Source organism: Streptomyces sp. NPDC098781, from assembly GCF_044759995.1.
GTDB lineage: Bacteria > Actinomycetota > Actinomycetes > Streptomycetales > Streptomycetaceae > Streptomyces.
This window is the reverse complement of sequence record NZ_JBIWAK010000002.1, coordinates 396,571-421,324: the sequence shown is the minus strand read 5'-3', so window position 1 is coordinate 421,324 and position 24,754 is coordinate 396,571. Positions and strand designations below refer to the sequence as shown.

At 69.9% G+C, this 24,754-nt stretch carries 20 protein-coding genes; 18 read left to right on the top strand and 2 right to left on the bottom strand.

Features of this window, described 5'->3' with window-relative positions:
• Positions 1–26: 26 nt before the first annotated feature.
• On the bottom strand, positions 27–575 hold the full coding sequence (locus ACIQWG_RS07980; protein ID WP_404091830.1) for a beta-class carbonic anhydrase: 549 nt from the start codon (positions 573–575) through the stop codon (positions 27–29).
• Between the two features lie 420 nt (positions 576–995).
• On the opposite strand from ACIQWG_RS07980, the gene rsmH reads away from it, so the two are divergent.
• The 16 genes from rsmH to ACIQWG_RS07900 all read left to right on the top strand — a co-directional run bounded on the left by rsmH (position 996) and on the right by ACIQWG_RS07900 (position 18,862).
• Complete coding sequence (gene rsmH, locus ACIQWG_RS07975) at positions 996–1,952, top strand: 16S rRNA (cytosine(1402)-N(4))-methyltransferase RsmH (protein WP_404091828.1); 957 nt, start codon at positions 996–998, stop codon at positions 1,950–1,952.
• 78 nt (positions 1,953–2,030) lie between these two features.
• Positions 2,031–2,621 (top strand): septum formation initiator family protein, encoded by a 591-nt coding sequence (locus ACIQWG_RS07970; RefSeq protein ID WP_404091826.1) that lies wholly within the window; start codon positions 2,031–2,033, stop codon positions 2,619–2,621.
• 4 nt (positions 2,622–2,625) lie between these two features.
• Positions 2,626–4,587: a peptidoglycan D,D-transpeptidase FtsI family protein gene (locus ACIQWG_RS07965; protein ID WP_404091824.1), complete on the top strand. Its 1,962-nt coding sequence runs from the start codon at positions 2,626–2,628 to the stop codon at positions 4,585–4,587.
• Positions 4,588–4,759: 172 nt separating this feature from the next.
• Complete coding sequence (locus ACIQWG_RS07960; RefSeq protein WP_404091822.1) at positions 4,760–6,289, top strand: UDP-N-acetylmuramoyl-L-alanyl-D-glutamate--2,6-diaminopimelate ligase; 1,530 nt, start codon at positions 4,760–4,762, stop codon at positions 6,287–6,289.
• A 28-nt stretch (positions 6,290–6,317) separates the two neighbouring features.
• Entirely contained in the window at positions 6,318–7,724 is a 1,407-nt protein-coding gene (gene murF, locus ACIQWG_RS07955; RefSeq protein WP_404091820.1) for a UDP-N-acetylmuramoyl-tripeptide--D-alanyl-D-alanine ligase, read from the top strand.
• Positions 7,721–8,794 (top strand): phospho-N-acetylmuramoyl-pentapeptide-transferase, encoded by a 1,074-nt coding sequence (mraY, locus tag ACIQWG_RS07950; RefSeq protein ID WP_404091818.1) that lies wholly within the window; start codon positions 7,721–7,723, stop codon positions 8,792–8,794. The genes murF and mraY overlap by 4 nt, the downstream gene beginning before the upstream one ends.
• Positions 8,776–10,200 carry a UDP-N-acetylmuramoyl-L-alanine--D-glutamate ligase gene (gene murD / locus ACIQWG_RS07945; protein WP_404091815.1) on the top strand — a complete coding sequence of 475 codons (1,425 nt, stop codon included), beginning with the start codon at positions 8,776–8,778 and terminating at the stop codon, positions 10,198–10,200. Before mraY ends, murD begins: the two co-directional genes overlap by 19 nt.
• 103 nt (positions 10,201–10,303) lie before the next feature.
• Entirely contained in the window at positions 10,304–11,665 is a 1,362-nt protein-coding gene (gene ftsW, locus ACIQWG_RS07940) for a putative lipid II flippase FtsW (protein ID WP_404091812.1), read from the top strand.
• A 6-nt stretch (positions 11,666–11,671) separates the two neighbouring features.
• Complete coding sequence (gene murG, locus ACIQWG_RS07935) at positions 11,672–12,763, top strand: undecaprenyldiphospho-muramoylpentapeptide beta-N-acetylglucosaminyltransferase (protein ID WP_404091809.1); 1,092 nt, start codon at positions 11,672–11,674, stop codon at positions 12,761–12,763.
• Positions 12,764–12,791: 28 nt separating this feature from the next.
• Positions 12,792–13,589: a cell division protein FtsQ/DivIB gene (locus ACIQWG_RS07930; RefSeq protein WP_404091806.1), complete on the top strand. Its 798-nt coding sequence runs from the start codon at positions 12,792–12,794 to the stop codon at positions 13,587–13,589.
• Between the two features lie 287 nt (positions 13,590–13,876).
• Positions 13,877–15,076: a cell division protein FtsZ gene (ftsZ, locus tag ACIQWG_RS07925; RefSeq protein WP_404091803.1), complete on the top strand. Its 1,200-nt coding sequence runs from the start codon at positions 13,877–13,879 to the stop codon at positions 15,074–15,076.
• A gap of 10 nt (positions 15,077–15,086) precedes the next feature.
• Positions 15,087–15,815 (top strand): peptidoglycan editing factor PgeF, encoded by a 729-nt coding sequence (gene pgeF, locus ACIQWG_RS07920; RefSeq protein WP_404091800.1) that lies wholly within the window; start codon positions 15,087–15,089, stop codon positions 15,813–15,815.
• Between the two features lie 5 nt (positions 15,816–15,820).
• Positions 15,821–16,540: a YggS family pyridoxal phosphate-dependent enzyme gene (locus ACIQWG_RS07915; RefSeq protein ID WP_404091797.1), complete on the top strand. Its 720-nt coding sequence runs from the start codon at positions 15,821–15,823 to the stop codon at positions 16,538–16,540.
• Positions 16,541–16,665: 125 nt separating this feature from the next.
• Positions 16,666–17,307, top strand: a complete 642-nt coding sequence (locus tag ACIQWG_RS07910) for a cell division protein SepF (RefSeq protein WP_404091795.1) — start codon at positions 16,666–16,668, stop codon at positions 17,305–17,307.
• A gap of 51 nt (positions 17,308–17,358) precedes the next feature.
• Complete coding sequence (locus ACIQWG_RS07905) at positions 17,359–17,646, top strand: YggT family protein (protein ID WP_404091792.1); 288 nt, start codon at positions 17,359–17,361, stop codon at positions 17,644–17,646.
• A gap of 55 nt (positions 17,647–17,701) precedes the next feature.
• The gene (locus ACIQWG_RS07900; RefSeq protein ID WP_404091789.1) at positions 17,702–18,862 is read left to right on the top strand and encodes a DivIVA domain-containing protein; all 1,161 of its coding nucleotides are present in this window, start codon (positions 17,702–17,704) and stop codon (positions 18,860–18,862) included.
• 209 nt (positions 18,863–19,071) lie between these two features.
• Here the strand turns inward: ACIQWG_RS07900 and ileS are convergent, their stop codons facing one another.
• Positions 19,072–22,218 carry an isoleucine--tRNA ligase gene (ileS, locus tag ACIQWG_RS07895; protein ID WP_404091786.1) on the bottom strand — a complete coding sequence of 1,049 codons (3,147 nt, stop codon included), beginning with the start codon at positions 22,216–22,218 and terminating at the stop codon, positions 19,072–19,074.
• Between the two features lie 593 nt (positions 22,219–22,811).
• Between ileS and ACIQWG_RS07890 the strand changes: the two genes are divergently transcribed.
• Complete coding sequence (locus tag ACIQWG_RS07890) at positions 22,812–23,969, top strand: TraR/DksA C4-type zinc finger protein (protein ID WP_404091784.1); 1,158 nt, start codon at positions 22,812–22,814, stop codon at positions 23,967–23,969.
• 86 nt (positions 23,970–24,055) lie between these two features.
• Positions 24,056–24,712, top strand: a complete 657-nt coding sequence (lspA, locus tag ACIQWG_RS07885; protein WP_404091782.1) for a signal peptidase II — start codon at positions 24,056–24,058, stop codon at positions 24,710–24,712.
• Positions 24,713–24,754 lie beyond the last annotated feature (42 nt).

Here is a 24,754-nt window from a genome sequence, read left to right as displayed (position 1 = left end):
AACGTTACGTGGCGTGCGGCGAGCGGCTACGCGGGGTCGATCTCGCGCAGCAGACCCGTCCGCACGTCGAAGACGAAGCCCCGCACGTCGTCGGTGTGCAGCAGGAACGGCGAGGTGCGCACGCGCCGCATCGACTGCCGTACGTCCTGGTCGACGTCCCGGAACGACTCCACCGCCCACGCGGGCCGCTGCCCGACCTCCAGCTCCAGCTCGCCCCGGAAGTCCTCGGTGATGCTCTCCAGCCCGCAGCCGGTGTGGTGGATCAGGACGACGCTGCGGGTGCCGAGCTTGCGCTGGCTGATCGTCAGCGAGCGGATGACGTCGTCCGTGACCGCTCCGCCGGCGTTGCGGATGGTGTGGCAGTCGCCGAGCTCCAGGCCGAGCGCGGCATGCAGGTCGATGCGGGCGTCCATGCAGGCCACGACGGCCACCTGGAGGACGGGGCGGGCGTCCATGCCCGGGTCGGTGAAGGCGGCGGCATAGCGCTCATTGGCGTCGACGAGGCGGTCGGTGACCGTGCCGCTGGGGGCTATCGCGCTGTCGGGGCCAGTGGGAACCGATGCAGAAGTCGTCATACCCATGACGTTACTGGTCACGTCGAGACCGGTCCTGTTGTGGGAGGGGACAAAGAACGTCAGCGAGCCTTGTTGTGAGCTAACCCACAGGGGTGGCGTGAGTACGCCCATACGAGCCATTTTCCGGGCCGAGGGACTCCCGCGGAACCCCGAGCGGCGACGCGCAGGCCGGTTGATTGACCGTGCGACCCCGTGGACTAAAGTGACGCGGAGCGGGAGTGGAGACTCCCTGCTGGACTGTTTTCCCCGGAGACCCCGGCGTTTTTTCCGGAGCTCTCCCCGCGTGCGCGGCGCGTACGTACGGCTCGGCCTCCTCCCGCTCCCGGTCGGCTGACGCTTCCGGCGCCGGCAGGCCGCCCCTTTCACCGGGGATGGGCGGGGACCCGGCGGTGCGTACGGCGCCGGATCAGAGAGGGCCCCTTGAGTCAGAGTCGACATGTCCCGGTGATGCTCCAGCGGTGCCTGGACCTGTTGGCCCCCGCCCTTCGGCGGCCCGGAGCCGTCGTCGTCGACTGCACGCTCGGGCTCGGCGGCCACAGCGAAGCGCTCCTGGAGCAGTTCCCCGAGGCCCGGCTCGTCGCCCTCGACCGCGACAAGGAGGCCCTGCGGCTGTCCGGGGAGCGCCTGGCCCGGTACGGAGAGCGCGCGAGCCTGGTGCACGCCGTCTACGACGAGCTCCCGGAGGTCCTGGAGCGGCTCGGCCTCACGCGCGTACAGGGCGTCCTGTTCGACCTCGGTGTCTCCTCCATGCAGCTCGACGAGGCCGACCGCGGCTTCGCCTACGCCCAGGACGCCCCGCTCGACATGCGCATGGACCAGACGACCGGCATCAGCGCCGCCGAGGTCCTGAACACCTACCCGCCCGGTGAGCTGGTGCGGATCCTGCGCGCGTACGGCGAGGAGAAGCAGGCCAAGCGGATCGTGGCCGCCGTCGTGCGGGAGCGTGAGAAGGAGCCGTTCGACCACAGCGCCCGGCTCGTGGAGCTGATCCGGGACGCGCTGCCGCAGGCCGCCAAGCGCACCGGCGGCAATCCGGCCAAGCGCACCTTCCAGGCGCTGCGCATCGAGGTCAACGGCGAGCTCTCCGTGCTGGAGCGGGCCATCCCGGCCGCGGTGGCTGCCCTCGACGTCGGCGGGCGGATCGCCGTCCTGTCGTACCACTCGCTGGAGGACCGGCTGGTCAAGCAGGTGTTCGCGGCCGGCGCCGCCAACACCGCGCCGCCCGGCCTGCCCGTAGTCCCCGAGCAGTACCAGCCCCGGCTCAAGCTGCTGACGCGGGGTGCCGAACTTCCCACCGAGGAAGAGGTCGCCGAGAACCGGCGCGCGGCACCGGCGCGCCTGCGCGGGGCCGAGCGCATCAGGGAGTCCATCGAATGACGGACGTGAGGCAGGGGCGGGCGTCCCGGTCCGGGATCCGAGCACGTGAGTTGGAAATCCGGACCTGGGGGAGGGCGAGTGAGTAGGAAACCCGAACTGAGGGGCCGGGCCGCCCGGCTGGCCCGGCTCTTCCCGCCGGGCGCCGGGCAGGCCGCCCGCGCCCCCTTCGTCCTCCTCGTCGTCCTGCTGCTCGGCGGCGGCCTCATCGGCCTCCTCATGCTGAACTCGGCGCTCAGCGAGGGGGCGTTCAGGCTCGACGACATCGAGCGGGAGTCGAAGTCCCTCACCGACGAGGAACAGTCCCTCCAGCGGGACATCGACGCCTACTCCGCACCCGACGCGCTCCAGCGCCGCGCCCGTGAACTGGGCATGGTCCCCGGTGGGGACCCCGCGTTCCTCAACTCCGACGGCACGGTCAAGGGCGTCCCCAGCGCCGCGCCCACCGGGCAGATCCTCGGACGCAGCCCCTTCGTCCTCGCCCCCGAGGCCCTCGCCGGCGATCCCGCGATGCCGCCGGCACCGAGCCCGACCTCCGCGACCACCCCGGGCGCTTCCCCCCAACCCGCGGCCACCCAGGGCAGTTCCGGATCCGTGCCCGGGTACGCACCCCCCGCCCAGCAGTCCGCCCCGTCCGCCCAGTCCTCCACGTACCCGACCCCCGGCAGGTGAGGAAGTGTCCGACAGGGAACCGCCGCGCCGCCGTGTGCCCGGACCCGCCAAGCCCGCCCGTGCCGGTGGCGCCCAGCGGCGCCCGGGCCCAGGCGCCCGCCCGGCCCGCCGCCCGGCACGGCCCCGCCCCGGGGCCCCCAGCACCATCCGGCTCGGCAGCCCCCGTCCGCGGCTGCGCATGGTCGGCCTGGCCCTGACCCTCGTCCTGATCGCCTTCGTCGTACGGCTGCTCCAGGTGCAGGGCGTCGACGCGAGCACCTACGCGGCCAAGGCCGAGAAGAACCGCTACGTCGGCTACACCCTGGCCGCCGAGCGCGGCGGCATCACCGACCGCAACGGCGTGGCACTCGCGGCGAGCGTGGACGCGTACGACATCACCGCCGACCCCACGCTCTTCTCCCGCGAGCAGCTGAAGATCGACGACGGACCCGAGCAGGCGGCCGCCCTCCTCGCGCCGATCCTCGGCCAGGAGCCGGAGACGATCGTCAGGAAGCTGCGGCCCGCGAACAAGAACCTGCGCTACACCCTGCTGGCCAGCCGCCAGACCCCGCAGGTCTGGAAGCAGATCAAGGACCTGAAGAACGCGCTGGCCACCAAGGCCGAGACGGACAAGAGCGCGGTCAACGTCCTCGGCGGCGTCCTGTCGGTCGCCAGCAGCAAGCGGGTGTACCCGAACGGCGATCTCGCCGCCGGGATACTGGGCTGGGTCAACGCCGACGGCAAGGGCGGCGGCGGTGTCGAGCAGCAGCTGAACAAGGAGCTGTCCGGCAAGGACGGCGAGATCCGTTACGCCCAGTCCGGCGGCCGTCAGGTGCCCACCGTGGGCTCCACCGAGACGCCCGCCGTGCCCGGCAGCGACGTGGAACTCACCATCGACCGCGACATCCAGTGGGCCGCCCAGAACGCGATCACCGAGCAGGTGGCCGAGTCCCGGGCCGACCGCGGCTATGTGATCGTCCAGGACACCCGCACCGGCGAGATCCTCGCCATGGCCAACTCGCCCGGCTTCGACCCGAACGACCTCTCCGAGGCCTCCAGCGCCAACATGGGCAACGCCGCCCTCCAGGACGCCTACGAGCCCGGCTCCACCGCGAAGGTCATGTCGATGGCCGCCGTACTGGAGGAGAACGTGGCCACGCCCGGCACCCATGTCATCGTGCCCAACCGGCTGCACCGCGGCGACCGGCTCTTCAAGGACGACATCGACCACGAGACCTGGAACCTCACGCTCAACGGCGTGCTCGCCAAGTCCAGCAACATCGGCACCATCCTGGCCACCGGCCAGCTCGGCAAGACCCAGCCGCAGTCCAACAAGGTCCTCTACGACTATCTGCGCAAGTTCGGCCTCGGCAGCTACACCGGGCTGGGCTTCCCGGGCGAGACGCGGGGCATCCTCGCCGCCCCGGACAAGTGGTCGACCTCGCAGCAGTACACGATTCCTTTCGGCCAGGGCCTGTCCCTCAACGCGATGCAGGCGGCCTCGATCTACTCGACCATCGCCAACGGCGGCGTACGCGTCGAACCCTCGCTCGTGCGCGGCACCAAGGGTCCCGACGGACAGTTCACCGAGGCCGCGAAGCCCGAGAAGACCCGGGTCATCAGTGCCAGGACGGCCAGGACGCTCGCCCAGATGCTGGAGTCGGTCGTGGACGACCGGGAGGGCACCGGCACCAAGGCGCGCATCCCCGGCTACCGGGTCGCGGGCAAGACGGGTACGGCGAACCGCGTGGATCCGGCCACCGGGAAGTACCGCGGCTACACCTCGTCGTTCGCCGGCTTCGCGCCCGCCGACAAGCCCCGGATCACGGTCTACTGCGCCATCCAGAACGCCACCCAGGGCAACTACTTCGGCGGCCAGATCTGTGGCCCCATCTACAAGAAGGTGATGGAGTTCGCGCTGAAGACCCTCCAGGTCCCGCCGACCGGAGCCAAGCCCGCCAAGCTCCCGGTCGCCTACAAACCCTGACCACCCCGATCAGCACCGAGCAGCCAGGAACCACCTCGTGACAACGATCACCCCCGATTCCGGGAACCAGGGCGAGCCCCGCCCCTCACTTCGCTCTCATGCCGGTGCGCCCGGTACGCTCACCGCCGTGCCACACGCTGATCAGTCCCAAACCACCCAGAAGGGGCACCCCGTGACGTATCCGGGACCGCCCAGGCCGGCCCAGGTCTCCGCCACACCCCTCGCGGAGCTCGCCGACCAGCTGGGTATCCCCGCGCCGACCGGCGACGACGGTTCCGCCGAGGTCACGGGCATCACCCATGACTCGCGCGCCGTCCGCCCCGGCGACCTGTACGCCGCCCTCCCGGGCGCCCGCCTGCACGGCGCCGACTTCGTCACCCAGGCCGCCGGCCTGGGCGCGGCCGCCGTGCTGACCGACCCGACCGGCGCCGAGCGCGCCGCCGAGACCGGCCTGCCGGCCCTGGTCGTCGAGGACCCGCGCGGACGGATGGGCGAACTGGCGGCCACGATCTACGGCCACCCCGGCCGCGATCTGCTCCAGATCGGCATCACCGGCACCTCCGGCAAGACCACCACCGCCTACCTCGTCGAGGGCGGCCTGAAGACGCTCCGGTCGACCGGCCTGATCGGCACGGTCGAGATGCGCATCGGCGACGAGCGCATCAAGTCCGAGCGCACCACGCCCGAAGCGACCGACCTCCAGGCCCTGTTCGCCGTCATGCGCGAGCGCGGCGTCGACGCGGTCGCCATGGAGGTCTCCAGCCACGCACTGGTCCTCGGCCGGGTCGACGGCTGTGTCTTCGACATCGCGGTGTTCACCAACCTCAGCCCGGAACACATGGAGTTCCACTCCGACATGGAGGACTACTTCCGGGCCAAGGCGCAGCTGTTCACGCCGGAACGCAGCAGGTTCGGCGTCGTCAACGTCGACGACGAGTACGGCCGCCGGCTGGCAGAGGAGGCCACCGTCCCGGTCGTCACCTACTCCGCCGAGGGCCACCCCGACGCCGACTGGCGGGCCGAGGACGTCGAGGTCGGCCAACTGGACTCGACGTTCACCGTGATCGGCCCCAAGGGCGAGCGGATCGCCGCCAAGTCCCCGCTGCCGGGCCCCTTCAACGTGGCGAACTCCCTCGCCGCCCTGGTCGCCCTGGCCGCGGCCGGCCTCGACCCGCAGACCGCCGCCGACGGCATCGCCGCCGTGCCGGGTGTGCCGGGCCGGCTGGAGCGGGTGGACGCCGGACAGCCGTACCTCGCGGTCGTGGACTACGCCCACAAGACCGACGCCGTCGAGTCGGTGCTCAAGGCGCTGCGCAAGGTCACCGAGGGCAGCCTGCACATCGTGCTGGGCTGCGGCGGGGACCGTGACCGGACCAAGCGGGAGCCGATGGGCGCCGCCGCGGCCCGGTTCGCCGACACCGCCGTACTGACCTCCGACAACCCCCGCTCCGAGGACCCGCTCGCGATCCTCGCAACCATGCTCCAGGGCGCGGCGTCCGTGCCAGTACACGAGCGTGGCGAGGTCCAGGTCTTCGAGGACCGGGCCGCCGCGATCGCCGCCGCCGTCGCGCGCGCACAGCCCGGGGACACCGTGCTGGTCGCGGGCAAGGGCCATGAGCAGGGCCAGGACATCGCCGGAGTGGTCCGTCCCTTCGACGACCGCCAGGTGCTTCGCGAAGCCATCCAGAAGACCCAGGGATGAAATCCCGCATGATCCAGGGGATGAACTTGTGATCGCCCTCTCTCTCGCCGAGATCGCAGAAGTCGTCGGCGGGCAGACGCATGACATACCGGATCCGTCGGTCCAGGTCACCGGACCCGTCGTCCGGGACTCCAGAGAGGTGGAGCCCGGCAGCCTCTTCGTCGCCTTCGTCGGCGAGCGCGTGGACGGCCACGACTTCGCGGAGGCCGTCGTGGCGGCCGGCGCGGTCGCCGTCCTGGGCTCGCGGCCCACGGGCCTGCCGACGATCGTCGTGGCGGACGTCCAGAAGGCCCTCGGCGCCCTCGCCCGCCATGTCGTACAGCGGCTCGGCGCGACCCTCGTGGCCCTGACCGGCTCGGCGGGCAAGACCAGCACCAAGGACCTGATCGCCCAGGTGCTCCAGCGCAAGGCGCCGACCGTCTGGACGCCGGGCTCGTTCAACAACGAGATCGGGCTGCCGCTCACCGCCCTCAGCGCCACCGACGAGACGCGGTTCCTCGTCCTGGAGATGGGCGCCCGGGGCATCGGCCACATCCGCTATCTCACCGACCTGACGCCCCCGCGGATCGGCCTGGTGCTCAACGTCGGCACCGCCCACATCGGCGAGTTCGGCGGCCGTGAGCAGATCGCCCAGGCCAAGGGCGAGTTGGTGGAGAGCCTTCCGGAGGACGGCGCGGCGATCCTCAACGCCGACGATCCCCTCGTACGGGCCATGGCGTCCCGTACGAAGGCGAAGGTGATCCTTTTCGGAGAGTCCGGCGAAGCGGACGTACGCGCCGAGAACGTCCGACTCACGGACAGCGGACAGCCTTCCTTCATGCTTCACACACCCTCCGGGTGCAGCGATGTGACCATGCGCCTGTACGGTGAGCACCACGTGTCGAACGCGCTCGCCGCGGCCGCCGTCGCCCATGAGCTGGGCATGTCCGCAAGTGAGATCGCCACCGCGCTCTCCGAGGCGGGCTCCCTCTCCCGCTGGCGTATGGAGGTCACCGAGCGCCCGGACGGCGTGACAGTCGTCAACGACGCCTACAACGCGAACCCCGAGTCCATGCGGGCCGCCCTCAGGGCCCTGGCGGCCATGGGCAACGGGCGCCGTACGTGGGCGGTGCTCGGCAAGATGGCCGAGCTCGGGGACGAGGCGCTCGCCGAGCACGACGCGGTCGGACGGCTCGCCGTCCGGCTCAACGTCAGCAAGCTCGTCGCGGTCGGGGGCAGGGAAGCGTCCTGGCTGCAACTGGGCGCATATAACGAGGGTTCGTGGGGTGAGGAGTCGGTGCACGTGTCCGACGCACAGGCGGCGGTCGACCTGTTGCGCAGCGAGTTGCGCCCGGGGGACGTCGTGCTCGTGAAGGCGTCCCGTTCGGTCGGTCTGGAGAGTGTCGCCGAGGCGCTGCTCGCGGGCGGTACCGAGGGTGAGGTTGCCGCCCGATGATGAATCAGATCCTGTTCTCAGGAGTCATTGGTCTCTTCCTCACCCTGGTCGGCACCCCGCTGCTGATCAAGCTGCTGGCCCGCAAGGGCTACGGCCAGTACATCCGGGACGACGGCCCGCGCGAGCACCACAGCAAGCGCGGTACGCCGACCATGGGTGGTATCGCCTTCATCCTGGCGACGATCGCCGCGTACTTCCTGTCCAAGCTGATCACCGGCAAGCCGCCGACGTTCTCCGGCGTCCTGGTCATCGGGCTGATGGCCGGCATGGGCCTGGTCGGCTTCCTGGACGACTACATCAAGATCGTCAAGCGGCGCTCGCTGGGTCTGCGGGCCAAGGCCAAGATGGCCGGCCAGCTGCTCGGCGGTATCGCCTTCGCGGTGCTCTCGCTCCAGTTCGCGGACAACCGCGGCAACACCCCGGCCTCCACCAAGCTCTCCTTCGTGCAGGACTTCGGCTGGACCATCGGCCCGGTGCTGTTCGTCATCTGGGCGCTGTTCATGATCCTCGCCATGTCGAACGGCGTGAACCTGACGGACGGTCTGGACGGCCTCGCCACCGGCGCCTCCGTGCTGGTCTTCGGCGCCTACACCTTCATCGGCGTGTGGCAGTTCCAGGAGTCCTGCGCCAACGCGCAGACGCTGTCCAACCCGGGCGCCTGTTACGAGGTACGAGATCCACTCGACCTGGCCGTAGTCTCCTCGGCGCTGATGGGTGCCTGCCTCGGCTTCCTGTGGTGGAACACCTCGCCCGCGAAGATCTTCATGGGTGACACCGGTTCGCTGGCCCTCGGTGGCGCGCTCGCCGGTCTCGCCATCTGCTCGCGCACCGAGCTGCTGCTCGCCATCCTCGGCGGCCTGTTCGTGCTGATCACCATGTCGGTGGTCATCCAGGTCGGCTCCTTCCGGCTCACCGGGAAGCGCGTCTTCCGAATGGCGCCACTCCAGCACCACTTCGAACTCAAGGGCTGGTCAGAAGTACTGGTAGTGGTCCGCTTCTGGATCATTCAGGGCATCTGTGTGATCGTCGGACTGGGCCTCTTCTACGCGGGATGGGCAGCGGACAAGTGACCGACTGGCAGGGGAAGATCGTCACCGTCGCCGGGCTCGGCGTCTCCGGGATCCCGGCGGCCAAGGTGCTGCACGGCCTCGGCGCGAAGGTCACCGTCGTCAACGACGGCGACGACGCACGCGCGCGTGCCCAGGCCGAGGAGCTGGAGGCGCTCGGCATCGCCGTCCGCCTCGGCGACGGAGCCACCCTGCCCGAAGGCACCGAACTCATCGTCACCGCGCCCGGCTGGAAGCCGGACAAGCCGCTGTTCGCGGCGGCTCGTGAAGCGGGCGTCGAGATCTGGGGCGACGTCGAGCTCGCCTGGCGGCTGCGCGGCCCCGACGCCGCGCCCTGGCTGGCCGTCACCGGCACCAACGGCAAGACCACGACCGTCCAGATGCTGGCCTCGATCCTGAAGGCGGCGGGCCTGCGCACCGCCGCCGTCGGCAACATCGGCGTCTCCCTGCTCGACGCGGTCCTCGGCGAGGAGCAGTACGACGTCCTCGCCGTGGAGCTGTCCAGCTACCAGCTGCACTGGGCGCCCTCGCTGCGCGCCCACTCGGCCGCGGTGCTGAACCTCGCCCCGGACCACCTCGACTGGCACGGCTCCATGGAGGCGTACGCCGCCGACAAGGGCCGTATCTACGAGGGCAATCGCGTCGCCTGTGTCTACAACGTCGCCGACAAGGCCACCGAGGACCTGGTGCGCGAGGCGGACGTCGAGGAGGGCTGCCGGGCCATCGGCTTCACACTGGCCTCCCCGGCTCCGTCCCAACTCGGCGTCGTCGACGGCATCCTCGTCGATCGCGCCTTCGTCGAGGACCGGCAGAAGAACGCCCAGGAACTCGCCGAGGTCTCCGACGTCGACCCGCCGGCCCCGCACAACATCGCCAACGCCCTTGCGGCGGCGGCCCTCGCCCGCGCCTTCGGGGTGCCCCCCACGGCCGTACGGGACGGGCTGCGGGCCTTCACCCCGGACGCCCACCGCATCGCGCACGTGGCGGACGTGGACCAGGTCGCCTACGTCGACGACTCCAAGGCGACCAACACGCACGCCGCGGAAGCGTCGTTGGCGGCGTACGAGTCCATCGTGTGGATCGCGGGCGGGCTCGCCAAGGGCGCCGTCTTCGAGGAGCTGGTCGCCAAGTCGGCCGAGCGGTTGCGCGGGGTCGTCCTGATCGGCGCCGATCGTGGCCTGATCCGTGAAGCCCTGGCGCGACACGCGCCGGAAGTACCCGTCGTCGACCTCGACCGGACCGACACTGGGGCGATGCTCGCGGCAGTCCAGGAGGCCCGGCGACTCGCTGTTGCCGGAGACACGGTGCTGTTGGCACCTGCTTGTGCCTCGATGGACATGTTCGCCAACTACAACAAGCGCGGTGACGCGTTCGCGGAGGCGGTTCGCGAACTCGGCGCGGGCGCCTGACGGCGGGTCTCGGCCACAGCGGGTGCTTCGGGACCCTTGGAGGGACGCGTGACTCGGATGTGGCCGGACGGTTCGTACGCCCACGGCGTGGCGGTGAGCGCCGATGCCCACTAGCCGTACGGGACGGCCGCCCGTACAGCGAGCCGTTCGCCGGCCCGTCGCTCAGCGGCCGTCGCGCGACAACGCCGTACGGCGGCTGCACACGCGCCTGCACCGGGCGTGGGACCGGCCGCTGACCGCGTACTACCTCATTCTCGGCGGCAGTCTGCTGATCACCGTGCTCGGTCTGGTGATGGTCTACTCGGCCTCCCAGATCACCGCGCTCCAGCTGTCCAAACCGGGGTCGTACTTCTTCCGCAAGCAGTTGCTGGCCGCCGTGATCGGCAGCGTGCTGCTGTTCGTGGCCTCGCGCATGCCCGTGAAGCTGCACCGGGCGCTGGCCTACCCGATCCTCGCGGGCGCCGTCTTCCTGATGGCGCTGGTGCAGGTGCCCGGGATAGGAGTCGCGGTCAACGGCAACCAGAACTGGATCGCCCTCGGCGGCTCCTTCCAGATCCAGCCCAGCGAGTTCGGCAAGCTGGCGCTGGTGCTGTGGGGTGCCGACCTGATCGCCCGCAAGCAGGACAAGAAGCTGCTGAGCCAGTGGAAGCACATGCTGGTGCCGCTGGTGCCGGTCGCCTTCATGCTGCTCGGGCTGATCATGCTCGGCGGTGACATGGGTACGGCGATCATCCTGTCGGCGATCCTGTTCGGCCTGCTGTGGCTGGCGGGGGCGCCGACCAGGCTGTTCGTGGGCGTGCTGTCGGTCGCCGGTCTGATCGGCCTGGTGCTGATCAAGACCAGCCAGAACCGTATGGCCCGGCTCCAGTGCCTGGGCGCCACCGAACCGCGTGGCGGAGCCGTCGACTGCTGGCAGGCGGTGCACGGCATCTATGCGCTCGCGTCCGGCGGAATCTTCGGTTCCGGGCTGGGTGCGAGTGTGGAGAAATGGGGTCAACTCCCCGAAGCCCACACCGACTTCATCTTCGCCGTCACCGGTGAGGAACTGGGCCTGTCAGGGACGCTGTCGGTGCTCGCCCTCTTCGCGGCTCTAGGCTATGCGGGTATCCGCGTGGCCGGACGCACGGAGGACCCCTTCGTGAGATATGCCGCGGGAGGCGTGACCACCTGGATCACCGCGCAAGCAGTGATCAACATCGGTGCGGTGCTCGGTCTGCTGCCGATCGCCGGAGTCCCTCTCCCGCTGTTCTCGTACGGAGGATCAGCCCTGCTGCCGACCATGTTCGCCATCGGGCTGCTGATCGCCTTCGCACGCGACGAGCCCGCTGCGCGGGCAGCGCTTTCCGTGCGGCAACCCCGCTTTGGTAGAAAGCGTGCGGGAGGCGCCGCGCGAGACCGGGGGCCTCGGAGATGGAACACGATGCGACGGCGTGCCTCGGCGGCGCGTACGTCCGGAGAGCGGTGAATTTCGGTGCATGTCGTACTCGCCGGTGGGGGGACCGCCGGCCACATCGAGCCCGCGCTCGCCCTCGCGGACGCCCTGCGCAGGCAGGATCCGACCGTGGGGATCACAGCCCTGGGCACGGAACGCGGCCTGGAGACCAAGCTCGTTCCACAGCGGGGCTATGAGCTCGCGCTGATCCCGGCGGTACCGCTGCCGCGCAAGCCCACCCCCGAACTGATCACCGTCCCGGGCCGGCTGCGCGGCACGATCAAGGCGACCGAGCAGATCCTGGAGCGCACCAAGGCGGACGCCGTGGTCGGCTTCGGCGGCTATGTCGCGCTGCCCGGCTATCTCGCCGCCAAGCGCCTCGGTGTGCCGATCATCATCCACGAGGCCAACGCCCGCCCGGGCCTCGCCAACAAGATCGGTTCGCGGTACGCCGCCCAGGTGGCCGTCTCCACTCCCGACAGCAAGCTCCGCAACGCGCGTTACATCGGTATCCCGCTGCGCCGCACCATCGCCACCCTCGACCGGGCCGCCGCCCGCCCCGAGGCCCGCGCGATGTTCGGGCTCGACCCGAACCTGCCCACGCTGCTGGTCTCCGGCGGCTCGCAGGGCGCCCGCCGCCTGAACGAGGTCGTCCAGCAGGTCGCGCCCTGGCTCCAGCAGGCCGGAATCCAGATCCTGCACGCGGTCGGCCCGAAGAACGAACTGCCGCAGGTGCACCAGATGCCGGGGATGCCCCCGTACATCCCGGTACCGTACGTGGACCGGATGGACCTCGCGTACGCCGCGGCCGACATGATGCTCTGCCGCGCGGGCGCGATGACCGTCGCCGAACTCTCCGCCGTCGGACTCCCGGCCGCCTATGTCCCGCTGCCCATCGGCAACGGCGAACAGCGGCTGAACGCCCAGCCGGTGGTCAAGGCCGGCGGCGGACTGCTGGTCGACGACGCGGAACTGACGCCCGAGTGGGTGCAGCACAACGTCCTGCCCGTGCTCGCCGACCCGCACCGGCTGTACGAGATGTCCCGCGCCGCAAGCGAGTTCGGCCGCCGGGACGCCGACGACCTGCTCGTCGGCATGGTGTACGAGGCGATCGCCTCGCAGCGCCGCTAGGAAGCGTATGGACGAAAGGGCAGGGAGCGTGGCCGGACCGACGACCGCCGAGCGCGGTGAGAGCCAGCAGGAGTCGTCCGACCCGCCCCTCGCCCGGCGGCGGTTGAGGCTGCGCCGCCTTCGTACGATGATCATTCTTGTTGCTGTGCTCGCGCTTCTCGGCGGCGGATCGGTCTGGGCCCTCTATGGTTCCCAATGGCTGCGCGTCGAGCGCGTATCGGTGGCCGGGACCCGGGTTCTGACGCCCGAGCAGGTCCTCGAAGCGGCCGACGTCCCCGTCGGGCAGCCGTTGATTTCCGTCGACACCGGTTCGATCGAGGCCCGACTGCGCCGGAAATTGCCGCGAATTGACGAGGTCGACGTCGTCCGCTCCTGGCCCCATGGAATCGGCCTGAAAGTGATGGAGCGTACTCCGGTTCTCGTCGTTCAAAAGGGCGGAAACTTCATCGAAGTGGACGATGAAGGTGTCCGTTTCGCCACAGTTTCTACGGCCCCGAAAGACGTTCCCGCACTGGAATTGGCGGTGTCCCGGTCCAGCTCCGCCGCGGCGAGCCTGCGCCGTTTCGGCGAGGCCCGGTTGGTGCGGGAAGCGGTGCGGGTGGCCGACGCTCTTCCGGCCGCCGTCGCGCGCGGCACCCAGGTCGTCAAGGTCCGTTCCTACGACGACATCTCATTGGTACTGAGTGGCGGCACGACGGTCGCCTGGGGAAGCGGGGAGAAGGGCGCGGCGAAGGCTCGGGCACTCAACGCTCTCATGAAAGCCTCGCCGGATGCGCGGCACTTCGATGTCAGCGTTCCCACCGCCCCTGCGTCAGCCGGGAGTTGACGCACATCAGCGCAGGCCAGCACCCTGGTTGGGCAGCGACATGGCTGATCACATAGGGTGAAAAGAAAAACGGGAGGTTCGGCGTGTTCGTTGAACGTGCGCCACTTGTCGACTTAGTGTCCTGTTCAGAAGACTTCAAGGAACAGACACACTGGTAACCCTAAACTTCAGGGTTAGGGTTCGGGTCGGCGCTACGGACCGTCCCATTCGGCATCAGTCGCCGGTTCGCGAAGCACAGCGCTTCTCGCGATCCGACGACCCGTAACTCGAGGCGAGAGGCCTTCGACGTGGCAGCACCGCAGAACTACCTCGCAGTCATCAAAGTCATCGGTGTCGGCGGCGGTGGTGTCAATGCCATCAACCGGATGATCGAGGTCGGTCTCAAGGGCGTCGAGTTCATCGCCATCAACACTGACGCACAGGCGCTGTTGATGAGCGACGCCGACGTCAAGCTCGACGTCGGCCGTGAACTCACCCGCGGACTCGGCGCCGGAGCCAACCCGGCCGTCGGCCGCAAGGCCGCCGAGGACCACCGCGAGGAGATCGAGGAGGTCCTCAAGGGGGCCGACATGGTCTTCGTGACGGCCGGTGAAGGCGGCGGCACCGGCACCGGCGGCGCGCCCGTCGTGGCCAACATCGCCCGCTCCCTGGGCGCCCTCACCATCGGTGTGGTCACCCGCCCGTTCACCTTCGAGGGACGGCGTCGCGCCAACCAGGCCGAGGACGGCATCGCCGAACTCCGCGAAGAGGTCGACACCCTCATCGTCATCCCGAACGACCGGCTGCTGTCCATCTCGGACCGTCAGGTCTCGGTCCTCGACGCCTTCAAGTCGGCCGACCAGGTCCTCCTCTCCGGTGTCCAGGGCATCACGGACCTCATCACCACCCCTGGCCTCATCAACCTCGACTTCGCCGACGTCAAGTCGGTCATGTCCGAGGCCGGTTCGGCCCTCATGGGCATCGGCTCGGCCCGCGGCGACGACCGCGCGGTGGCCGCGGCCGAGATGGCGATCTCCTCGCCGCTGCTGGAAGCCTCCATCGACGGCGCCCGGGGCGTGCTGCTCTCCATCTCCGGCGGCTCGGACCTCGGTCTGTTCGAGATCAACGAGGCCGCCCAGCTGGTCAGCGAGGCCGCCCACCCCGAGGCCAACATCATCTTCGGCGCGGTCATCGACGACGCCCTCGGCGACGAGGTCCGGGTCACCGTGATCGCGGCCGGCTTCGACGGCGGCCAGCCGCCGGCCCGCCGGGACAACGTCCTCGGCTCCACCTCGTCCTCGGCCCGCCGCGAGGAGCCCACTCCGGTACGGCAGCAGCCCGAGAGCCGTCCGTCCTTCGGCTCGCTCGGCAGCGTCACGCCGAAGGAGGAGCCGGAGCCCACGCCGGAGCCGGTGGCCGACATCCCGGTGGCCCCGCCGGTCCCGTCGTCGCGCAGCTACGCCGACAGCGCGGCCGAGGAACTGGACGTCCCGGACTTCCTTAAGTGATCCTTCAGACGTGATAGCACAGCGTGACACCGTGAGCGGCGCGCACTTCGCCTTCACCGACAGGTGGGGCGGGGTGAGCGCCGCTCCGTATGAGGAGCTCAACCTCGGTGGCGCGGTCGGCGACGACCCCGGGACGGTACGGACCAACCGCGAGCTCGCCGCCAAGTCGCTCGGACTCGCTCCGGGTGACGTCGTCTGGATGAACCAGGTGCACGGCAGCGATGTCGTGGTGGTCGACGGCCCCTGGCGCGATCGTCCGGTGCCCGACGTCGACGCGATCGTCACGACGCGGCGGGGTCTGGCCCTCGCGGTCCTCACGGCCGACTGCGTGCCGGTGCTGCTGGCCGACCCGGTCGCCGGGATCGTCGCGGCGGCCCACGCGGGGCGGCCCGGCATGATCGCCGGGGTCGTCCCGGCCGCGCTACGCGCGATGACCGAACTCGGCGCCGACCCGGCCCGGATCGTCGCCCGTACCGGCCCGGCCGTCTGCGGCCGGTGCTACGAGGTGCCCGAGGCGATGCGCGCCGAGGTGGCCGCCGTCGAGCCCACGGCGTACGCCGAGACGAGTTGGGGCACGCCCGCGGTGGACGTGACCGCCGGGGTGCACGCGCAGCTCGCGCGCCTCGGATTGCGTGACCGTGCGCAGTCGCCCGTGTGCACCCTGGAGTCGGGTGACCACTTCTCCTATCGCCGCGAGCGCACCACGGGGCGACTCGCGGGATATGTCTGGTTGGACTGAGAGACATGACGGACCGCAAGGGCGAACTCGCCACAAATCTGGCGAAGGTGGAGGAACGAATCACCGCCGCGTGCGTCGCCGCCGGGCGCAAGCGCGAGGAGGTGACTCTCATCGTCGTCACCAAGACCTACCCGGCGAGCGATGTGCGGATCCTCTCCGAGCTCGGGGTGCGCCATGTCGCGGAGAACCGCGACCAGGACGCGGCACCCAAGGCCGCCGCCTGCTCGGACCTGCCCCTCGCCTGGCACTTCGTCGGCCAGTTGCAGACCAACAAGGTGCGATCCGTGGTCGGTTACGCGGACCTCGTGCAGTCCGTCGATCGTTCCAAGCTGGTGACGGCCCTGTCGAAGGAGGCCGTACGGCAGGAGCGTGAGGTGGGCTGTCTCATCCAGGTGGCCCTGGACGCGGGGGCGAGCGAGAGGGGCGAGAGGGGTGGTGTGGCGCCCGGCGGCATCGCGGACTTGGCCGACGTCGTCGCGTCGGCACCGGGGCTGCGGCTCGACGGACTCATGACCGTCGCCCCGCTCACCGGTGAGTACGCGGGTCGCCAACAGGCGGCGTTCGAGCGGTTGATGGATTTGTCGACCGACCTGCGCAGAGCCCATCCGGCTGCGAACATGGTGTCGGCAGGAATGAGTGCGGATCTCGAAGAGGCGGTGGCGGCGGGTGCGACACATGTGCGCGTCGGCACTGCGGTACTCGGAGTCCGCCCCAGGCTCCGGTAACGTCGCCAAGAAGTCGGACCACAGCAGAAAATATGGTCAATGTCGCCGAAAGGCGGGCGTAACGACCGTGTGGATCGCAGGCACTTGGCAGTCGCCGATCCACCACAGAGCGGAGGACTCAGAGCATGGCCGGCGCGATGCGCAAGATGGCGGTCTACCTCGGCCTCGTGGAGGACGATGGGTACGACGGCCGGGGGTTCGACCCCGATGACGACTTCGAGCCCGAACTGGACCCGGAGCCCGAGCGGGACCACCGACGGCACGAGCCGTCGCATCAGTCACACAGCGCACATCAGTCCCAAAGGGACGAAGAGGTGCGAATCGTTCAGCCGCCCGCACCGCGTGAACCGGTGGCCCGAGCGGCTTCGCTAGCCGCTGAATCGAGTCGTCCGGCGCGTATCGCGCCCGTGGCATCCATCACACAAGAACGCGCAAGCCTGGAGAAGAACGCACCGGTGATCATGCCCAAGGTCGTGTCGGAACGAGAGCCGTACCGGATCACCACACTTCACCCGCGGACCTACAACGAGGCCCGTACTATCGGGGAACACTTCCGTGAAGGCACCCCGGTGATCATGAATCTGACTGAGATGGATGACACAGACGCGAAGCGACTTGTCGACTTTGCGGCCGGTTTGGTGTTTGGTCTTCACGGCAGCATCGAGCGGGTGACCCAGAAGGTGTTCCTGTTGTCTCCTGCTAACGTCGATGTCACGGCGGAGGACAAGGCCCGCATCGCAGAGGGCGGGTTCTTCAACCAGAGCTGAGACGCACCACCGGAAGAACAGCACGGAACAGGGGAGAGGGAAGCACCAGTCATGAGCGTGGTCTTGCAGGTTCTTTACATCGCGCTGATGGTGTTCCTCATCGTGCTCATCTTCCGGTTGGTCATGGACTACGTCTTCCAGTTCGCCCGCTCATGGCAACCCGGCAAGGCGATGGTGGTCGTTCTGGAGGCCACCTACACTGTCACTGATCCACCGTTGAAGCTTCTGCGGCGGTTCATCCCGCCGCTGCGTCTCGGGGGCGTGGCGCTCGACCTGTCCTTCTTCGTACTGCTGATCGTCGTCTACATCCTGATCACGTTGGTACGGGGCGCGATGTGAACGATGTGACAGATACGGTCTTGCCGACTGCCGACGACTACGTTGAGGTGAAGAGATGCCGTTGACCCCCGAGGACGTGCGGAACAAGCAGTTCACGACCGTCCGCCTCCGAGAAGGCTATGACGAGGACGAGGTCGATGCCTTCCTCGATGAGGTCGAAGCCGAACTGACGCGCCTGCTCCGCGAGAACGAGGACCTGCGCGCCAAGCTGGCCGCGGCCACGCGTGCTGCTGCCCAGAACCAGCAGAACATGCGCAAGCCTCCGGAGGGGCCCGGCGGTCCGCAGGACCAGCAGCAGGGCGGAATGCAGCAGGGCGGAATGCCGCAGCAGGGTGGCATGCCGCAGCAGGGCATGCGTGGTCCCGGGGCTCCCGTCCCCGCCGGGATATCGGGCCCGCCGCAGCAGCAGATGGGTGGCCCCATGGGTGGTCCGCCCCAGCTGCCGAGCGGCGCCCCGCAGCTGCCCGCCGGTCCCGGCGGTCAGGGTGGCCCGCAGGGTCCCGGTCCGATGGGCCAGGGTCCGGGGCCGATGGGCCAGCCCCCCATGCAGCAGATGGGCGGCCCGATGGGCGGTCCTATGGGTGGCCCGATGGGCGGTCCCGGTCAGGGCGGCCCCGGTGGCGACAGCGCCGCGCGCGTTCTGTCGCTCGCCCAGCAGACCGCCGACCAGGCGATCGCGGAGGCCCGTTCCGAGGCCAACAAGATCGTCGGCGAGGCGCGTTCGCGTGCCGAGGGTCTCGAGCGTGACGCCCGTGCCAAGGCCGACGCCCTGGAGCGGGACGCGCAGGAGAAGCACCGCGTCGCGATGGGCTCCCTTGAGTCCGCCCGCGCCACGCTGGAGCGCAAGGTCGAGGACCTGCGCGGCTTCGAGCGCGAGTACCGCACGCGGCTGAAGTCCTACCTGGAGTCCCAGCTGCGTCAGCTGGAGACCCAGGCGGACGACTCGCTCGCCCCGCCGCGCACCCCGGCCACCGCGTCCCTCCCGCCGTCCCCGGCGCCCTCCATGGCACCGGCCGGCGCGAGTGCCCCGTCCTACGGCGGCAACCAGACGATGGGCGGCGCCCCGTCCCCGGCTGCTCCGTCCTACGGCGGTCAGCAGCAGATGTCCCCGGCGATGACCCAGCCGATGGCTCCGGTCCGGCCGCAGGGTCCCGGCCCCATGGGTCAGGCCCCGTCGCCGATGCGCGGGTTCCTCATCGACGAGGACGACAACTGACGGTTGGTAGTACGCCTCAGGCGTCGGCAGCGTTCAGGGCGGGGCCCCGGATTTGATCCGGGGCCCCGCCCTTTTGCTACGCGTGTTCACGGGGTTTGCGGTCTTTGTTCGGGGTTGGGTGTGGTGTCCGACGTACACAACGCCGAAGGCCCGGAACCACCAAGATTCTTTGGTGGTTCCGGGCCTTCGGTCGTTCGGCCGGGGGCCGGCTACTGCTTGCGCAGGCGGAACGTCAGGCTCAGGCCCTCGTCCGTGAACGGGGAGCCGTAGCTGTCGTCCGCCTCGCCCTGGGCGAAGTCCGTGGCGAGGACCTCGTCGGAGATGAGTCCACGGTGCTCGGTCAGCGCCGCGATCGTCGCCGGGTCCGTCGCCGTCCAGCGCAGGGCGATCCGGTCGGCCACGTCCAGGCCGCTGTTCTTGCGGGCCTCCTGGATCAGACGGATCGCGTCACGGGCGAGGCCCGCCCGGCGGAGCTCCTCCGTGATCTCCAGATCCAGCGCGACCGTCGCGCCGGAGTCCGAGGCCACGGACCAGCCCTCGCGCGGGGTCTCCGTGATGATCACCTCGTCGGGCGCCAGCGTGACCGTCTCGCCGCCGACCTCCACCGACGCCGTGCCCTCGCGCAGAGCCAGGGAGAGCGCCGCCGCGTCCGCGTTCGCGACCGCCTTCGCCACGTCCTGGACGCGCTTGCCGAACCGCTTGCCCAGGGCGCGGAAGTTGGCCTTGGCGGTGGTGTCCACCAGGCTGCCGCCGACCGTGGACAGCGACGCGAGGGACTCGACGTTCAGCTCCTCGGTGATCTGGGTGTGCAGCTCGGGGTCGAGGGCTGCGAAGCCGCCGGCGGCGATCAGGGCACGGGACAGCGGCTGGCGGGTCTTGACGCCCGACTCCGCGCGCGTGGCACGGCCGAGCTCGACCAGCCGGCGGACCAGGACCATCTGCTTCGACAGCTCCGGGTCGATCGCCGACAGGTCCGCCTCCGGCCAGGAGGAGAGGTGGACCGACTCCGGGGCACCGGGGGTCACCGGGACGATCAGGTCCTGCCACACCCGCTCGGTGATGAACGGGGTCAGCGGGGCCATCAGCTTGGTGACCGTCTCGACGACCTCGTGCAGGGTGCGCAGCGCCGCCTTGTCGCCCTGCCAGAAGCGGCGGCGCGAGCGGCGGACGTACCAGTTGGACAGGTCGTCGACGAACGCCGAGAGCAGCTTGCCGGCGCGCTGGGTGTCGTACGTGTCCAGGGCCTGCGTCACCTGGTCGGTGAGCGCGTGCAGTTCGGACAGCAGCCAGCGGTCCAGGACCGGGCGGTCGGCGGGGGCCGGGTCGGCCGCGGAGGGCGCCCAGTTCGACGTACGGGCGTACAGGGCCTGGAAGGCGACCGTGTTCCAGTACGTCAGGAGGGTCTTGCGGACGACCTCCTGGATCGTGCCGTGGCCCACGCGGCGGGCCGCCCAGGGCGAGCCGCCGGCCGCCATGAACCAGCGGACCGCGTCCGCGCCGTGCTGGTCCATCAACGGGATCGGCTGGAGGATGTTGCCCAGGTGCTTGGACATCTTGCGGCCGTCCTCGGCGAGGATGTGGCCGAGGCAGACCACGTTCTCGTACGACGACTTGTCGAAGACCAGCGTGCCGATCGCCATCAGCGTGTAGAACCAGCCGCGGGTCTGGTCGATGGCCTCGCAGATGAACTGCGCCGGGTAGCGGGCCTCGAACAGCTCCTTGTTCTTGTACGGGTAGCCCCACTGCGCGAACGGCATCGAGCCCGAGTCGTACCAGGCGTCGATCACCTCCGGCACCCGCGTGGCCGTCTTCGCGCACTGCGGGCAGGCGAAGGTGACGTCGTCGATGAACGGGCGGTGCGGGTCCAGGTCCGACTGGTCGGTGCCGGTCAGCTCGGTGAGCTCCGCGCGCGAGCCGACGACCGTGAGGTGGTCGTCCTCGCAGCGCCAGATCGGCAGCGGGGTGCCCCAGTAGCGGTTGCGGGACAGCGCCCAGTCGATGTTGTTGTTCAGCCAGTCGCCGTACCGGCCGTGCTTGACCGTCTCCGGGAACCAGTTGGTGTTCTCGTTCTCCTGGAGGAGGCGGTCCTTGACCTCGGTGGTGCGGATGTACCAGGACGGCTGCGCGTAGTACAGCAGCGCGGTGTGGCAGCGCCAGCAGTGCGGGTAGCTGTGCTCGTACGGGATGTGCCGGAAGAGCAGACCACGCTGCTGGAGGTCCTCGGTGAGCTTTTCGTCCGCCTTCTTGAAGAAGACGCCGCCGACCAGGGGGACGTCGTCCTCGAAGGTGCCGTCGGGGCGGACCGGGTTCACCACGGGCAGGCCGTACGCGCGGCAGACCTTGAGGTCGTCCTCACCGAAGGCGGGGGACTGGTGGACCAGGCCCGTGCCGTCCTCGGTCGTGACGTACTCGGCGTTGACCACGTAGTGGGTGCCGCCGTCGGTCTCCGGGAACTCGACCAGCTCGAAGGGGCGCTGATACGTCCAGCGCTCCATCTCGGCGCCGGTGAAGGTCTGGCCGGTGGTCTCCCAGCCCTCGCCGAGCGCCTTGGCGACCAGCGGTTCGGCGACGACGAGCTTCTCCTCGCCGTCGGTGGCGACGACGTAGGTGACCTCGGGGTGCGCGGCCACGGCCGTGTTCGAGACGAGCGTCCAGGGCGTGGTCGTCCACACCAGGAGCGCGGCCTCGCCGGCGAGCGGGCCGGAGGTGAGCGGGAAGCGGACGTACACCGAGGGGTCGACGACCGTCTCGTAGCCCTGCGCCAGCTCGTGGTCGGACAGGCCGGTGCCGCAGCGCGGGCACCAGGGGGCGACGCGGTGGTCCTGGACGAGCAGGCCCTTGTTGAAGATCTCCTTCAGCGACCACCAGACCGACTCGATGTACTCGGGCTCCATGGTCACGTACGCCTCGTCGAGGTCGACCCAGTAGCCCATGCGGGTCGTCAGGTCGGAGAAGGCGTCGGTGTGGCGCAGCACGGACTCACGGCACTTGGCGTTGAACTCGGCGATGCCGAACGCCTCGATGTCCTTCTTGCCGGAGAAGCCGAGCTCCTTCTCCACCGCCAGCTCCACCGGGAGGCCGTGGCAGTCCCAGCCGGCCTTGCGGGCCACGTGGTAGCCCCGCATGGTGCGGAAGCGGGGGAAGACGTCCTTGAAGACGCGGGCCTCGATGTGGTGGGCGCCGGGCATGCCGTTGGCGGTGGGCGGGCCCTCGTAGAACACCCACTCGGGGCGGCCCTCGGACTGCTCCAGGCTCTTGGTGAAGATCTTCTGCTCGCGCCAGAATTCGAGCACCGCGTGCTCGAGCGCGGGCAGGTCGACCTGGGCGGGCACCTGGCGGTACGTCGGCGTTGTCATCAGCGAGCTTCCTCCGGCGGACTTGCTGCCTTCCGTCCGGAGGGACGAGAGCCGAGTCATTCCCTACGCCGGTTGCGGCGCGCTCCCGCGGTACCACCCTCCTTGGCCCTCCGACGCGGGGTGTGCGTCGGCGAGCCCCCTCATTGGGGTCGCGATGCCGGTTCTACTGGCCTCGGGAGGCTTTCTTCCGGCGGCTCCGGGGTGATCTTCACGTCGCGCTCGCCCCCGGGCTTCCACCGTCCCCGGGTCGCTCTGGGCTGCGTACGCCGCTACTCGTCCCCATCCACGCTTTTCGCTCCGCCCAGTGTACGGCGCCGCACGGACAGCGGCCGACCGGATTTCCGGGGTGTGGGGGCGGGGGGAGGCTTCGGTCCGCGGTGACCCGAATGGTGCGGTACGCGTGTTCGGATTCTGGGACGTCCGGCTCGGCTGCATACCCGGCGGGGAGCTGGGCACAACGCATGCAGGTCGGCCGCGCGACATGCGCGAGGCGGGCGAATCGGGCGGTGTGCCCCGTTGCCGCGGGACTCAAGTCGATTTATCGTCCCAGCACGATTCGCGTGCAAGATCACAATATGTGAAGGGGCCGCGGCATGGTGGCGAAGAAGACCGCCGTACAGCAGTCGGCGTCGAGCAGGTCCACCAGTGCCTCCGGCGGTGCGGCCAAGGATGCGGGTGGGAAGAAGGCCGCGCAGGCGGCGACCGGCCAGGCGGGGGGCGGGAAGCCTGTGAAGACGGTTCGGGCTGCCGCCGAGGGCTCCGGCACGGCCGGGAAGAAGCCCGTGAAGAAGGCCGTGAAGAAGGGGGAGGCCACGAAGGGGGAGGGGACACAGGCGGCCGGGAAGAAGGCCGTCGCCGCGAAGGCGGAGGCGATCGAGGGGGCCGGGAGGAAGGCCGCCGTGTCGAAGACCGTTCCCAAGGAGACCGTTCCCAAGGAGATCGCGGCCAAGGAGACCGCGGCCAAGAAGGGGGGCGCCGAGAAGGGCGCTGCCAAGAAGGCCGCCGCTTCCAAGAGTGCCGGGAGCGCTGCCGGGGGCAAGGCGGCCCGGTCGGAGAAGGCCGCCGGGCCGGCCAAGGACGGCGCCGCCGAGCCGGGCACCGCCAAGAAGGGCACCGCCAAGAAGAGCGCGGTGAAGAAGAGCACCGCCAAGAAGAGCGCCGCCGGGAAGAGCGAGGGCGCGCACGGGGCGGCCGGGGCCGGTGCGGTCGCCGGGAGCAGGGCCAAGAAGGTGGGCGCGGCGCAGGCCGCGGAGCAGACGGGAGCCACGACGGTGGTTGCGAAGAAGACTCCTGGCACGGCCACGGCGGCCAAGACCGCTGTTCCGAAGGCACGCGTCGCCGCGGCGGTGGAGCCCGGCGAGCTCGCGGTGCGCCCCGGTGAGGACCCCTGGACGCCGGAGGAGGTCGAGGAGGCACGGGCCGAGCTGATGGCCGAGGTGATGCGGCTCCGGGACGAGATCACGTCCTCGGAGCAGTCCCTGGTCGGCCTGATGCGGGACTCCGGGGACGGCGCGGGCGACGACCAGGCCGACACCGGCGCCAAGAACATCACGCGCGAGCACGAGCTGGCTCTCGCCGCCAACGCCCAGGAGATGCTCACCCAGACCGAGCGGGCCCTGGAGCGGCTCGACGCGGGCACCTACGGCCTGTGCGAGAACTGCGGCAACCCGATCGGAAAGGCCCGTATGCAGGCATTTCCGCGCGCGACCCTGTGTGTGGAGTGCAAGCAGAAGCAGGAACGGCGGTACTGACCGGAACAGCGGCTGACCGGTACCCGGGGGCCGCGGGACGTGCCGTACTCTCGTCCTCAGTCAGGTACCTAGGTCGAGGGACTCACGTGGCAGAGGCGGAGCGCATCATCGGTACGCCGGATACCCCAGAGCCGGCGGGAGCCGAGCCGGAGCAGTCCGACGCGGACGCCAAGGCCGCCGGCGACGCCGGGCAGACGGCGTCGGGCGAGTCGGCCGACGGTGACGCCGCGACGGATGCTCCGGCCGAGCGGCCCAGGGGCAAGCGCCGGATCGCGGTGCTGTTCGGGGTCGCCGCGTTCGCGTACGCCCTCGACCTGGTCAGCAAGATGATCGTGGTCGCCAAGCTGGAGCACCACCCGCCGATCGAGATCATCGGGGACTGGCTGAAGTTCGAGGCGATCCGCAACGCGGGCGCCGCCTTCGGCTTCGGCGAGGCCTTCACCGTGATTTTCACGGTGATCGCGGCGGCCGTGATCGTGGTGATCGCCCGGCTGGCACGCAAGCTGTACAGCCTGCCCTGGGCCATCGCGCTCGGATTGCTGCTCGGTGGGGCGCTCGGCAATCTCACCGACCGGATCTTCCGCTCGCCGGGCGTCTTCGAGGGCGCGGTCGTGGACTTCATCGCGCCCAAGCACTTCGCCGTGTTCAACCTCGCGGACTCGGCGATCGTGTGCGGCGGCATCCTGATCGTGCTGCTGTCGTTCAGGGGGCTCGACCCGGACGGGACCGTCCACAAGGACTGAGCGCGCGGTCGGGACTGTCTCACCCGTCCGGCATACTCGACG